11 protein-coding genes and 1 tRNA gene are annotated in these 12,313 nt (G+C 56.9%); 5 read left to right on the forward strand and 7 right to left on the reverse strand.

Annotated features, from left to right (window positions below; genetic code table 11):
- Positions 1-23 precede the first annotated feature (23 nt).
- Both ACR2R1_RS01160 and ACR2R1_RS01165 read right to left on the reverse strand, forming a co-directional pair.
- Positions 24-1,409 carry a sensor histidine kinase N-terminal domain-containing protein gene (locus ACR2R1_RS01160; RefSeq protein ID WP_156879415.1) on the reverse strand — a complete coding sequence of 462 codons (1,386 nt, stop codon included), beginning with the start codon at positions 1,407-1,409 and terminating at the stop codon, positions 24-26.
- On the reverse strand, positions 1,402-2,073 hold the full coding sequence (locus tag ACR2R1_RS01165) for a response regulator (protein WP_077729853.1): 672 nt from the start codon (positions 2,071-2,073) through the stop codon (positions 1,402-1,404). The genes ACR2R1_RS01160 and ACR2R1_RS01165 overlap by 8 nt, the downstream gene beginning before the upstream one ends.
- A gap of 145 nt (positions 2,074-2,218) precedes the next feature.
- Here ACR2R1_RS01165 and ACR2R1_RS01170 point away from each other — a divergent pair, with 145 nt between their 5' ends.
- From ACR2R1_RS01170 to ACR2R1_RS01190, 5 genes are all read left to right on the forward strand, one after another.
- The gene (locus ACR2R1_RS01170) at positions 2,219-3,601 is read left to right on the forward strand and encodes an OpgC family protein (protein WP_434112294.1); all 1,383 of its coding nucleotides are present in this window, start codon (positions 2,219-2,221) and stop codon (positions 3,599-3,601) included.
- A 128-nt stretch (positions 3,602-3,729) separates the two neighbouring features.
- Positions 3,730-4,377 carry a carbonic anhydrase gene (locus ACR2R1_RS01175; RefSeq protein WP_077729851.1) on the forward strand — a complete coding sequence of 216 codons (648 nt, stop codon included), beginning with the start codon at positions 3,730-3,732 and terminating at the stop codon, positions 4,375-4,377.
- A 333-nt stretch (positions 4,378-4,710) separates the two neighbouring features.
- On the forward strand, positions 4,711-6,102 hold the full coding sequence (locus ACR2R1_RS01180) for an NfeD family protein (protein WP_434112297.1): 1,392 nt from the start codon (positions 4,711-4,713) through the stop codon (positions 6,100-6,102).
- Entirely contained in the window at positions 6,099-6,860 is a 762-nt protein-coding gene (locus ACR2R1_RS01185; protein ID WP_077729849.1) for a slipin family protein, read from the forward strand. Before ACR2R1_RS01180 ends, ACR2R1_RS01185 begins: the two co-directional genes overlap by 4 nt.
- A 176-nt stretch (positions 6,861-7,036) precedes the next feature.
- A complete protein-coding gene (locus ACR2R1_RS01190; protein ID WP_077729848.1) occupies positions 7,037-7,336 on the forward strand; it encodes a hypothetical protein in 300 nt (99 codons plus the stop codon).
- A 105-nt stretch (positions 7,337-7,441) separates the two neighbouring features.
- Here the strand turns inward: ACR2R1_RS01190 and ACR2R1_RS01195 are convergent, their stop codons facing one another.
- The 5 genes from ACR2R1_RS01195 to thiL all read right to left on the reverse strand — a co-directional run bounded on the left by ACR2R1_RS01195 (position 7,442) and on the right by thiL (position 12,295).
- Positions 7,442-8,065 (reverse strand): urate hydroxylase PuuD, encoded by a 624-nt coding sequence (locus tag ACR2R1_RS01195; protein WP_205780728.1) that lies wholly within the window; start codon positions 8,063-8,065, stop codon positions 7,442-7,444.
- A 209-nt stretch (positions 8,066-8,274) separates the two neighbouring features.
- Positions 8,275-10,386: a putative bifunctional diguanylate cyclase/phosphodiesterase gene (locus tag ACR2R1_RS01200; protein WP_434112300.1), complete on the reverse strand. Its 2,112-nt coding sequence runs from the start codon at positions 10,384-10,386 to the stop codon at positions 8,275-8,277.
- A 281-nt stretch (positions 10,387-10,667) separates the two neighbouring features.
- Positions 10,668-10,744 (reverse strand) — tRNA-Met (locus ACR2R1_RS01205).
- A gap of 83 nt (positions 10,745-10,827) precedes the next feature.
- Entirely contained in the window at positions 10,828-11,340 is a 513-nt protein-coding gene (locus tag ACR2R1_RS01210; protein WP_347257977.1) for a phosphatidylglycerophosphatase A family protein, read from the reverse strand.
- Positions 11,333-12,295 (reverse strand): thiamine-phosphate kinase, encoded by a 963-nt coding sequence (thiL, locus tag ACR2R1_RS01215; RefSeq protein WP_156879418.1) that lies wholly within the window; start codon positions 12,293-12,295, stop codon positions 11,333-11,335. The genes ACR2R1_RS01210 and thiL overlap by 8 nt, the downstream gene beginning before the upstream one ends.
- Between the last annotated feature and the right edge of the window lie 18 nt (positions 12,296-12,313).

A 12,313-nucleotide genomic window follows, 5' to 3' on the forward strand; every position in this document is an offset into this window, starting at 1 on the left:
GTTCGCCGGAAGAGTTTCTCAGCTCAAAAAAACGGTTCTCGGTCTTGAAAGAGAACTTCGATCCGCGCTCCGCCGTGATCGGAACGTGACAGCCGGACCCGCGCGTCATGCTGCTCGGCAATTTCTTTGACGATCGCAAGCCCGAGCCCGCAGCCGTCGCCGGGACTGCCCGGGGGGCGATAAAACCTCTCAAAAATCCTGTCCGCCTCGGAATCCGGAATGCCCGGCCCGTCATCTTCCACGATGAGGCATGGATGGGTATCCGCCGCGAGCCGTACCGTAATTTGGCCATGATCGCGTCCGTAGCGGATGGCGTTGTCCAGGAGATTGTTGAGCAATTCGCGGAGCAGGGTTTCCTCGCCTTGCACGTACACCGGAGCCTGCGGTCCTTCGAAGCTCAGATCCATATCGCGTTGCAGCGCTCTCGGCACCCAATCCATACAGGCATCCCTTGCGATGGCGCGGAGGTCCGCCCGCGAACCGGGTCGAGATCCGCCCAGAGCCGTTTCCGAGCGCGCCAGCACCAGGAGTTGCGTGCTCAACCGCGATGCCCGGTCGGCGCAGTTTCGGATTTGCGCGAGGGCGGGGCGCATCGTCGCCAGCTCGGTTTCCCGCAGAGCACGCTCCGCCTGGACTTTCAGGCCGGCCAACGGGGTTCGCAGCTGGTGCGCGGCATTGGCGATGAAGCGCTGCTGGGCAGTGATTGCCGTGGAGAGCCTCGCGAGTAGATCGTTGATGGTATGGGTCAGCGTGAGCACTTCGAGAGGTACGCCGGTATCCGGGATCGGCGCGAGGTCGCGCGGCGAGCGTTGGGCGATTTCGCGCGTCAATGTGTTTAGCGGATGCAGGCCCCGGTTGATGCCTATCCAGATGTACAGCCCCGCGCCAAAAACCAGCAAAAATTGGGGTACCAGCTCGGCCAGGAGAATGTCGGTCATCATGCTGCGTCTTTTCCTTATCGTCTCGGCAACCTGGACCAAGACTTCCTCGGAACTGTCCTTGGGCGTGGCGAGCATGGAAACCACCCGGACGCTGTGGTTTTGAATCATACTGTCGAAATACACCGGCTGATCGCGGACCGAAGCCAAGTCGGGCGGAGGTGGAACTCGCTTGTCCCCGGCCATGAATCCGTGGCGGGACGATTCGATTTTGAAGAAGGTTTGATCCACCTCGTCCCACTGGAAAATCTCCAATGCGGTGGGTGGCAGTTCGAAGGTCACCTTGCCTTTCTGGGCCTTGACTTCCTGCGCCAGCGAGCGTGCCGAGTCGAGCAGCCAGCGGTCGTAGGCCGCATTGGCGTAATGAAACGCGATGTAATAGGAGGCTATGGCGTCCAGCACCACGAACAGGGCGAGAGGGAGCGCCAAGCGCAGCAGAAACTGGGTTCGGAGGCTCTGGACTTTAGCCATCGGTGTCTTTTTCGAGTAAATAGCCTAGGCCGCGCACAGTCCGGATTCTCACGCCGAATGCCTCCATCCGTTTGCGCAGCCTGTGAATATAGACTTCGATGGCGTTGTCTCCCAGTTCTTCGTTTCCCGCCGACAGGCGCTGGGCGATACGGTCCTTGCTGACCACCCGCCCGGCCTGGATCAACAGCGCCTCGAGCACTCCGTATTCTCGCGCGGACAGAATGATGGGTGCATCGTCCACCAGCACTTGGCGATTCAGGGTGTCCAGCGTCAATCGGCCGACCGTGAGATCGCCGAATCCTCCATAACGGCGACGTATCAGAGCGTGAATTCTTGCCTCCAACTCTCGGAGGTCGAAAGGCTTGACCATGTAGTCGTCCGCGCCCCATTCGAGACCCTTGATTCGGTCATTCAGGGCATCTCGTGCGGTCAGGACCAAGACGGGAACGGGATTTTTCCGCGCTCGCAACCTTCGCAATAGTTCGCAGCCCTCCATGTCGGGCAGTCCCAGGTCCAGAATGACCAAATCGAAGCTTTGGGTGAGCAGTGCGGATTCGGCATAAGCTCCCGAAGCCGCACCGGTGACCGCGTAGCCCGATTGACCGAGCACGTGCGTGAGGCCGTCGGCCAGAACGGTATCATCCTCCACGAGTAGAATCTTCATAAGTCAAACAAGCGTTATGAAAGGTTTGTGAAAGCTTCGGATTATAGAATGGAGCGTTAGGGCGCCCGCGCCGAGAGCGCTATGGGGTGAGTGTCTAAGTCAGCGTGGACCCGGTGCATATTTTCGTCGACAGATTAAGATCCCGATGACCGGACAAAGCTTACACAAACAGCGAAACCTTAAGCTCGATTTTTTTCGCGGCCTTGCCTTGCTGATTATCTTTATCAATCACATCCCCGCCAACGAGCTGCTGCTTTATACCCCGTCTCGTTTCGGCTTGAGCGATGCGGCCGAGGTCTTCGTGTTTCTCTCCGGCTATGCAGCGGCCATCGCTTATGGCCGCAGTTTCCGCACGTCCGGTTTATGGTTGGGCAGCGTTCGGGTGTTTTACCGCTGTGGGCAAATCTACGGCGCCCACCTTGCTCTGTTCATGCTTTTGGCGGCTGTTTGCGTGCTGGGCAACGCGGTTTTCGAAGAGCCGGATTATATCCACCGTCTCAATATTCGATATTTTTTCGATGATACTCAGGAGGCCCTTCTGGGATTGATTTCCCTACGGTATGTTCCGAATTATTTCGATATTCTGCCGATGTATCTGGTGGTCATGTTGTGGATACCGGTGGTGTGGACGCTGTCCCGCATTCATATAGCGCTGGCCTTCGCCTTCCCTATCGGTGTTTACCTCGCCATGTGGCGATACGGACTGGAGCTTTCGGCGGACCTGCACAGCGATCGCCCCTGGTTTTTCAATCCGTTCGGCTGGCAGCTGATTTTTTTCACCGGCTTCGCCTTCGGATCCGGCTGGATTAAACCTCCCGGACACAAGATATGGCTGGCGGCAATCTGTGTGGCGTTCGTGATTCTGTCTTTGCCGCTGAGTCCCGAGCCGGCGCTCCGGCCGACCGAGTTCCTGATTCAACTCCACGCCGGTTTGCTGCCCTGGCTGGACAAGACCCATCTCGGGCCGTTACGGTGGGTGTATTTCATGGCCTTGGCCTATCTCGTCACGACATTCCTGCGGAACCGGGAACATTGGCTGAATTCGAAGGCCGTCCGGCCCATTATCGAAATGGGTCAGCAGTCGCTGCCGATATTCATCGTAACGATGGCGCTTTCCTATGTCGGCGGTATGTTCTTGGACCAATTCGGTCACGAGGTCGCGGCGCTTACGGCGGTCAATTTGGGCGGCTGCGCGTTGCTCTTGCTTACCGCCCGCACGATGGCGTGGTTGAAGTCTAGCCCATGGAAAGTTCAGAGCGGGCGGAGCTCCTTGTCGGCCGCTTGGCACGATGATGGAGCGAGCGACTCGCTCTTTCCGGTTTTTGCGGTACGGCCGAGCCGATTGAAGCAAACTCCGGTAATGGTTCTCGTAGCTTTTGTGGCAGCGGTGCCTTTGTCTCTTTCTCAAAGGAATTCGGACGCTCACTATTCCATGGTGGCCATGCGAGGGGCCGGAGGGATCTTAGTGCAAGATCGTGTGCATGGTCATGTAAACGAGGCAGTGGGCACTCAAGAGAATTTCAAGTAGCAAGCTCGGGCGATGAGTACGTCGCGAGTGCGTGACGCATTTGGCCGCAGGCCGGTCCAATGCGTGCAGCGTCGGTATCTGGACCGGCACCGTCAAACGCCGATTAACGAACATTTGAAGAGGCAACTATGAGACCGTTCGAGAAACTATTATTGGAAAACAAAGCGTGGGCCGAAGAAAAAACGATCCGGGAGCCGGAATACTTTTCGCGGTTGGCTAACGCTCAGACACCGGATTTTTTGTGGATCGGGTGTTCCGATAGCCGGGTTCCGGCGGAAATCATCGTCAATGCTCAGCCCGGCGAGATTTTCGTACACCGGAATATCGCCAATCAGGTCATTACCACCGACTTCAACAGTCTCAGCGTGATCCAGTATGCGGTCGACGTGCTCAAGGTCAGCCACGTGATCGTATGCGGGCATTACAACTGCGGTGGCATCCGGGCGGCGCTCAGCCCGCAACGCTCGGAACTGCTGATCGTCAACAAATGGCTGATGCATATCAAGGACGTGTACCGTTTGCACCAGTCCGAGATCAATGCGCTGGAGACCGAAGAAGCGCGGGCGGAGAGATTGGTGGAGCTCAACGTCATCGAACAGGTTCAGACGCTCGCGCACACCTCGGTAATCCAGCATGCATGGAAACGCCATCAACGCCCGGTACTGCACGGGTGTGTATATGGCCTGAAAGATGGAATCATCAAAGAACTCATCCGGCTTCCGCCCGAAACGCTGATTCATCCGATTTACCAGTACACGGATCTGCCCGAGGGTTGACCCTTCCGGTCGGCACGCTTAGAGCCTATTCTGGTTGGTCCCAAAACCCTTCGACAAGCCTGTCCTGAGCACCGTCGAAGGGCCTGTCCTGAACCAAGTCGAAGGGCTCAGGGCGAACGGCCGACCGAGATAGGCTTTCGGCGCGCATCCGGTTTTTGCGTCTGCGTAGTTCCCATACACCTGAAGCGTCGCGCGAGAAGAGATTTGCCGCCCGAGAACCGTTAGCGGTATAAGAGAGTCCGAGAAAGAGAAGAATCAATCGGAACCGGAGGCTTGCCGGCGAGCTCCGCCTCGGAAAGGTCAAACACATTCACCGGGAGTCGCGGAGAACGGATGCTGCGAAATATCATCGTCATCTTTATCGGGTTGTGGCTCACGGCGGAGATCGCGGGTGGAGCCGAGCAGCCGTCCGAACGTCCGGCTCCGCCGCCGAAGGTGGTTGCGCAGTTGACGATAGATGGTCCTGTGGGGCCTGCGACCAGCGATTATATCGGCCGTGCGCTGAAGGATGCCGAAGCTCGAAATGCGAGCCTGGCAATCATTCGGATGGATACGCCGGGCGGCCTCGACACGGCGATGCGCGACATCATCCGAATGATTCTGGCTTCGCCCTTTCCGATAGTGTCCTACGTCGCCCCAAGCGGAGCCCGGGCGGCCAGCGCAGGGACTTATATTCTTTATGCCAGCCATGTTGCTGCGATGGCACCCGCCACCAATCTGGGCGCCGCGACGCCGGTCGCCATCGGCGCACCGGGAGGAAACGAAGGCAAGCCCGGGCCGAACGATAAGGATGAGCCGAAAGCGCCGCGCGACTCCGGCGACGCCATGTCCAAGAAGATAATCAATGACGCGGTGGCCTATCTGCGCGGTCTTGCTCAGCTTCGGGGCCGAAACGCCGACTGGGCCGAGAAATCGGTGCGCGAAGGGGTCAGTCTTACCGCCGAGGAAGCGCTTAAGATGCACGTCATCGACATCGTCGCGTCCGATGTTCCTACTTTGCTGGCGAAATTGCACGGACGGCAGGTCGACGTGTTGGGCCGCTCCGTAACGCTCGATTTGACCGGGGCCGCCGTGGAAGCGATCGATCCCGATTGGCGCAGCCGTCTTCTCGCCGTCATCACCAATCCCAATGTTGCATACATCCTGATGATGATCGGGGTGTACGGACTCATTCTCGAATTTTACAACCCCGGATCCATCGTACCGGGCACGGTCGGCGTCATTTCCCTCCTGCTGGCGATGTATGCCTTTCAGGTCCTGCCGGTCAATTATGCCGGTCTCGCCCTGATCATCGTCGGCATCGGTCTGATGATCGCCGAAGCGTTCGCGCCGAGTTTCGGGGCGCTCGGGCTAGGCGGCATCGCGGCGTTCATCATCGGCAGCGTAATCCTGATCGACACCGACCGCATGCCCGGCGTCGGCCTCAGTTGGGCCGTGATTGCGGCATTCGCCCTGGCCAGCCTGATGTTCTTCGGCGTTGCGGTAGGCCTGATCTTGCGGTCGCGGCACAAGGCCGTCGTCACCGGGCGCGAAGAGCTGATCGGTGCGGTGGGGACCGCCCTGGAGGACTTCCAGGAATTGGGCAGAATCCATGTCCGAAGCGAAATCTGGACGGCGCGAACCGCGATTGCGGTGCACAAGGGTCAACGCGTTCGCGTAAAAGGAATGGACGGATTAATTCTCAACGTCGCGCCATTAGAAGAACGAAAGGAGCTAGAGCCATGATCACCACCTATTTCGTCGTTTTTCTCGCCGTCATCGTACTGATGTTTCTGTTCGCGGCGATCAAAGTGCTGCGCGAATACGAGCGAGGCGTCATCTTTCTGCTGGGCCGATTCTACAAGGTCAAGGGACCGGGACTGTTCATCGTCATTCCGATCATTCAGCAGATGGTCAAGGTAGATCTCCGGACCATCGTGATGGACGTTCCGACCCAGGATGTGATTTCGCGGGACAATGTTTCGGTCAAGGTGAATGCGATCGTCTTTTTTCGGGTGATCGATCCGGCCAACGCGATCATTCAGGTGGCCAACTATTACGAAGCGACCAGTCAGCTCGCGCAGACAACCTTGCGTTCGGTGCTCGGCCAGCACGAACTGGACGAGATGCTGGCGGAACGCGAGAAATTGAACATCGACATACAGGGCGTCCTCGATCAGCAGACGGATGCCTGGGGCATCAAAGTATCCAATGTGGAGATCAAGCATGTCGACTTGGATGAGAGCATGGTTCGAGCCATTGCGCGACAGGCGGAGGCGGAGCGGGAACGCCGCGCCAAAGTGATACACGCCGAAGGCGAGTTTCAGGCTTCGCAACGCCTGGTCGAAGCGGCTCGGACATTGGCGCAGGCCCCCAGAGCCATCGAACTACGCTATCTCCAGACCCTGACCGAGGTTGCGGGCGACAGATCTTCAACCATTGTGTTTCCGTTGCCGATGGAAATCATCAGTGCCTTCAGAAGCGGGCAAAGCACGACATCCTGATCGGTTTAGCGCTAGGCCGCACCAGGTGCAGGCCAGCGTGGCGAGAGAAAGGAACGGCAATCGCCGCTCTTTCGCGGCGATACCACAGGTAGGATAATCCGATTGCGGGCAGCCTTGCTGCCCAGGCCGCGGCTCGGTCGCGTCGATTCCTACCAGTCAAGCGAGGTTATGCTGATATGCCGCTATTCATTTCCATATTGCTCACCATAGGCATCATTTATTGGTATTACCGGACCGCAGAGCGGTTGGGATTGAAGTCGCTGCACTGGGGTGTCGCGGGAGCCATCGCTTACCAGGTGCCGGCCTGGGCGTGGATGATCTTGGTTTCCAAACCGTACCTGTCCTCACTCAGAGGAGCGGCGAAAACCGGCATGTCGGCGTTCCTGATCGGTCACTCCTGGATTTTGGTGGGCGCATTATGTGCCGTGTTGGTTTACAAGTTCGTCCTGTTGAAAGCCAATGTTCGGGAATCGTAAGCGGTCATTTTTCGGCAGCTACCGAGCAACCGATTCCAGGTTCGATACACGGAAAAAGGGATTCCGAGCTTAAACCGGAATCCCTTTTTGATTTCGATGAGCCCCCTACGCCAGGTTTTGGGCGGCGACCATGAAGTAAAGCATCGGGATCGAGGACATGGTGTTGAAGCGGCTGGCCAGCATCGCTGTCCGCGCGGCCGTCTTTTTCTCGTCATCCGTGGCTTCGACCAGCCCCAGCGCCTTCTTCTGATTCGGCCAAATGATGTTCCACACGTTGTAGGCCATGATCAGGCCAAGCCACATACCGAGACCGATATAGGTAGCCTGTCCGCCCTTGAAGTAGCCCAACAGCAGGGCCTGGATGACGTAGCCGTTCAGGATCGCCAGGATCAGTCCGGTGACTACGGTCGACAAGGCAGCCCAGCGGAACCAGAACAGAGCGGCCGGTGCGATGACCTTGCCGATCGCTGGCTTTTGTTCGTCCGGGATCTTGGGCATGGACGGGATTTGGACAAAGTTGAAGTACCACAGCAGACCGATCCACATGACGCCCGAAAGCACATGCAGCCAGCGAAACAGAAACGCAAACCAGACTTGCGACATCTGAACGGTGCCGGTGGCGAACGCCAGAGCCACGACCAGCACGGCGCCGAAGATCAGAGCCCTTTCCAGTTTGTCCAATCCGAATTTCGCAAGTGCGTTGATCACCTGAAGCATGACATTTTGCATTGTCGTTTTCCTCTTTTTTGTTAGTGTTGACTAGACCGTGCAAAGTGTGCGCGGGCTCAACAGGGTATTCTTCTCTCGGGCGGCAATCAAATGGAATTCGGCGGCGTGGCCGACATAGGGGGCTACGATATTTGCGACGCGTAACGCCTTCCTCCGCGAACGCTACACCAGGCGAGAAAACGTGTCAGGCGGGCGGCTAGCGTCCTGGCTTATTCGGTCGTAACAGTTTCCGTATCATGGATGCTTTGCCGACATGGCGCACGGCTCAGCAACCAGTCAGTCAACACATGGGCGGGCATGGCTCGTTGAATGAAATAACCTTGTCCTTCTTCGCAGCGTTGTTCTCTTAGAAAGTGCAAGTGGCGCGCATTTTCGATGCCCTCGGCAATAACCTTGATTCCCAAGCTGTGCGCCATTGAGATGATGGCTTTGGTGATCGTCCTGTCGCTCGCTGAGGTATGAATGTTCTGGATGAACGAGCGATCGATCTTCAGTGCGTCGATCGGCAATCGCTGTAAGTAGCTTAAAGAGGAATAGCCGGTACCGAAGTCGTCGATCGAAATCCGGATGCCTCGGTTTCGGAATGCCTCGAAGATTTGCAGTGTGGCGTCGAGGTTTTCGATCATGATGCTCTCGGTAATTTCCAGTTCCAGGCAGCTCGGGTCGACTTGTGTTTCAGCAATGATGGCATCGAGTAACGGAACAAGATGATCGAGACGATATTGCCGGACGGAAATATTGACGGCCAGGCGTAACGGATACAGCCCCAGTTTGTGCCATTCGCCGAGTTGTCGGCACCCGGTCCGCAAGACCCATTCGCCGACCGGCAGGATCAGATTGGTTTCCTCGAGCAAGGGTATGAACTGATCCGGCGGTACAAGCCCAAACTCGGGGTGGTTCCATCGAATCAGGGCCTCGACTCCGATGACGCTTCCGGTTTGAAGATTGATTTGCGGCTGATAGTTCAGGACGAACTGGTTCTTCTCCAAAGCCAACCGCAGTTGGGTTTCCAGTGTGAGTCGTTCCAGGGCCGCGGCATTCATGCCGGGCGAATAAAATTTGAAGTTGTTGCGTCCGTCGCACTTAGCCGTATACATGGCGCGGTCGGCATTCTTGACCAATTCTTCCATCTCGGTAGCGTCCGACGGGTAGAACGCGATTCCGATACTAGGCGAAATGAAAACTTGATGACGTTTCAGGTTAATCGGCTTGTTCAGCGCATGGATAATCTTTTGTGCAACGATTTGCGCCTTTTGCGGCTCCGTGATGTTCTCCAGAATGACCGTGAATTCATCGCTTCCCAAGCGCGCCGTCACGTCGCTCTCGCGGACCGACTGCTTGATGCGCGCGGCGACCTGCCGCAGCAATTCGTCGCCGGCGTTATGACCCAGGGAATCGTTGACGGTTTTGAACCGGTCGAGGTCGACGAACAGCAGCGCGAGGCCGGTATTGTTTTGCCTGGTCCGATTGATGGCTTCATTCAGTCGTTTATTGAACAGTTCGCGATTGGGAAGCCCTGTCAGCGTGTCGTAATGAGTGAGATTGCGGAGACGATCTTCGATCTTCTTGCGTTCGGTGATGTCCGAGATGGTCGCGATATAGTTCAACAACCGGCCGTTCTCGTCTCGTACGACATTGATGGTGAGCCATTGAGGATAAATGTCCTGATTCTTCCGCTTGTTCCAGATCTCGCCCTTCCATTGTCCGGTCAGATCGATAGCCTCCCACATGCTCCTATAAAATGCCTTGTCGTGTCTGCCTGAGCTCAGAATAGCCGGCGTATTGCCGATGACCTCCTCGGGCGCGTAACCGGTGATCGAGCTGAATGCGGGATTGATCGCGATAATGCGCGTTTCGGAATCGGTGATCAGGACACCCTCGGTGACGTTATGAAACACCATCTCGGCAATTCGATCCCGGTTTTCCGATTCTCTCTGGGCGCGGAGCAAGCGTTCTCGGTCGAGAACCTTTTGAATGACAGACGGCAAAAGATCGAAGAATGCCTCATGCTCGTCCTTTACGACATAATCCGTGGCGCCAAGCCGAAGAGCCTCGACAGCGACATCAAAGGCGTGATCTCTACAAATCACGATGACGCCGGGGACGAACGGCAAGGCCAGCATTTCACGAAGGGTGGTCAATCCGCGCTTCCCAGGAATCAATTGATCGAGAATCATGAGGTCGTACTGTTCCCTAGCCAGCCTTTCCAGAGCCTCGTCGCAGCTTGCCGCGATATCGACGCGATGACCAAGTTTCGTTAGACGTGCCTGTACGAGAAGCGCCAGGGAGGCGTCTTCTCCAAAGTAGAGGAAGTGAGCCATTATGATTTGTTATTGTGCTGGAACTGATGAACCAAGCTTAGTTTATCGCTTATCCCTCAGGACATAACCACAGTTCGGCACACAAAGCGTGCTTGCTCAGAAGAGCATAGGATCGTGCGGATTTATGTCGCGAATCCAGGCGGAGCGGGCAAACCCGGTTGGCAACTCGGGCGTTAATCAGACGTTCGGCAGGAGGAAAAGAGACGGCTCGGTTTCTGCGTATCAATGGGATCGCCAGAAACGAAAAAAGCCTACAGATGTTGATCTGTAAGCCCTCAAATTGGTAGCGGGGGCAGGATTTGAACCTACGACCTTCGGGTTATGAGCCCGACGAGCTACCAGACTGCTCCACCCCGCGTCAATTCAGAGTACTATACCGTAAATGCTTCCTCGATGCAATCCAACGTTTACTTTGGGTAACGAAACAGGCTCTTCGGATCTTCAGATTCCGAATCCCGTTCGTAACAATATTAAGCAAATGGCTGCGTAAATACCGGCCAATCCATCATCGAGCATTATTCCGAGTCCGCCGTGAACGCTACGGTCGAGCATGGCGATCGGCCAGGGTTTCCAGATGTCGAAAAGACGAAAGGCCAGGAAGCCGGCGAGCACCCATTCCCAGGAGGCCGGCACGAACATCATGGTGATGAGAAAGCCGGTAATCTCGTCCCACACGATACCCGGATGATCCTGCACGTTGAGCTGTTGCTCGCACCGCCCGCAGATATAAACGCCGGCGATCAACAAGACGATTACGGTGAGTGCATAAAACGGGGTGCTTAGATTGGCTGCCAGCAAGTAGATCGGAACGGCGACCAGCGTTCCGAAGGTTCCCGGTGCGACCGGCGCAAGACCGGAACCGAAGCCGAATGCCAGGAAGCACGCGGGATTACCGAAAATCTCCGCCGGTTTGATGAGGCGATGGGACCTTGTTTTTATTGTCTGATTAATCACTGGAAAAGTGCTGATATCCGTCTTGGGAAAGCTCGATGGACCTGCCGTCTTTGAAGAGTCTCAGGCCGGTTTGCGGCTCGATTTGGCCAATCAGGGCGAACGGAAAACCGCCTGTCGTTAGGCAGCGCTCCAACTTCTCCCGATTTCCCGGCGGAACGGTGAAACAAAGTTCGTAATCGTCGCCCGCCGATAACGGCATCCGCCAGTCGCCCGTTTCCTCGATATAACGGCGTACCCCGTCCGGTAATGGCAACCGTTCCCAGGCTAGCGTCGCGCCTACGCCGCTAGCTTCCAAGATATGTCCGAGATCGGCGGCAAGTCCGTCGGACACGTCGATACCGCTGTTAGCCAAGCCGCGCAGCTTCAAGCCGATATCGACGCGGGGTTCCGGTCTTTCCAGATGGGCAATGGCCGTTTGGTCTTCGATACCGGTTCGGCCCTGACGCATCTTGAGTCCCAGCCCTGCGGCGCCCAATTCGCCGGTCAAATAAATCAGGTCGCCGGGACGCGCGCCGGAACGTCGAAGAGCGCCGTCTCGCGGCGTGAGGCCAAGGGCCTGGACGGTAATGGTCAAAGGGCCGCGGGTGGTATCTCCACCGATCAATTCGACGCCGTAGCGCTCGGCCAAAGCGAAAAAACCCTTCGCGAAACTTTGCAGCCAAGCGGCGTCGGCATGGGGAAGGGTAAGCGCGAGCACCACCCACTTGGGCTTCGCTCCCATCGCGGCGAGATCGCTGAGATTAACGGCCAGTACCTTGTGGCCCAGGCTTTCCGGATCGACATCGGACAGGAAATGGACTCCTTCCACCAGCGTATCGGCGGTTACAGCCAGATCCTCGCCTTCCTCGACGCGCAGTAAAGCGCAATCGTCGCCGACGCCCAAAATCGTGGACGGATGCTTGACGGTTTGATCGGTGAAAAAACGGCGAATCAGTTCGAACTCACCTAAGGCCATGGCATTGTGCAAAGTAGA

This window comes from Methylocaldum sp. GT1TLB, from assembly GCF_051027445.1.
Classification (GTDB): domain Bacteria; phylum Pseudomonadota; class Gammaproteobacteria; order Methylococcales; family Methylococcaceae; genus Methylocaldum.

Bases quoted from the DNA above. Each gene is read 5' to 3' on its own strand.
- ACR2R1_RS01185 (WP_077729849.1), top strand. From the start codon at position 6,099: ATGATCACCACCTATTTCGTCGTTTTTCTCGCCGTCATCGTACTGATG.
- ACR2R1_RS01190 (WP_077729848.1), top strand. From the start codon at position 7,037: ATGCCGCTATTCATTTCCATATTGCTCACCATAGGCATCATTTATTGG.
- ACR2R1_RS01160 (WP_156879415.1), bottom strand. From the start codon at position 1,409: ATGGCTAAAGTCCAGAGCCTCCGAACCCAGTTTCTGCTGCGCTTGGCG.
- ACR2R1_RS01195 (WP_205780728.1), bottom strand. From the start codon at position 8,065: ATGCAAAATGTCATGCTTCAGGTGATCAACGCACTTGCGAAATTCGGA.
- ACR2R1_RS01180 (WP_434112297.1), top strand. From the start codon at position 4,711: ATGCTGCGAAATATCATCGTCATCTTTATCGGGTTGTGGCTCACGGCG.
- ACR2R1_RS01175 (WP_077729851.1), top strand. From the start codon at position 3,730: ATGAGACCGTTCGAGAAACTATTATTGGAAAACAAAGCGTGGGCCGAA.
- thiL (WP_156879418.1), bottom strand. From the start codon at position 12,295: ATGGCCTTAGGTGAGTTCGAACTGATTCGCCGTTTTTTCACCGATCAA.
- ACR2R1_RS01165 (WP_077729853.1), bottom strand. From the start codon at position 2,073: ATGAAGATTCTACTCGTGGAGGATGATACCGTTCTGGCCGACGGCCTC.
- ACR2R1_RS01200 (WP_434112300.1), bottom strand. From the start codon at position 10,386: ATGGCTCACTTCCTCTACTTTGGAGAAGACGCCTCCCTGGCGCTTCTC.
- ACR2R1_RS01170 (WP_434112294.1), top strand. From the start codon at position 2,219: ATGACCGGACAAAGCTTACACAAACAGCGAAACCTTAAGCTCGATTTT.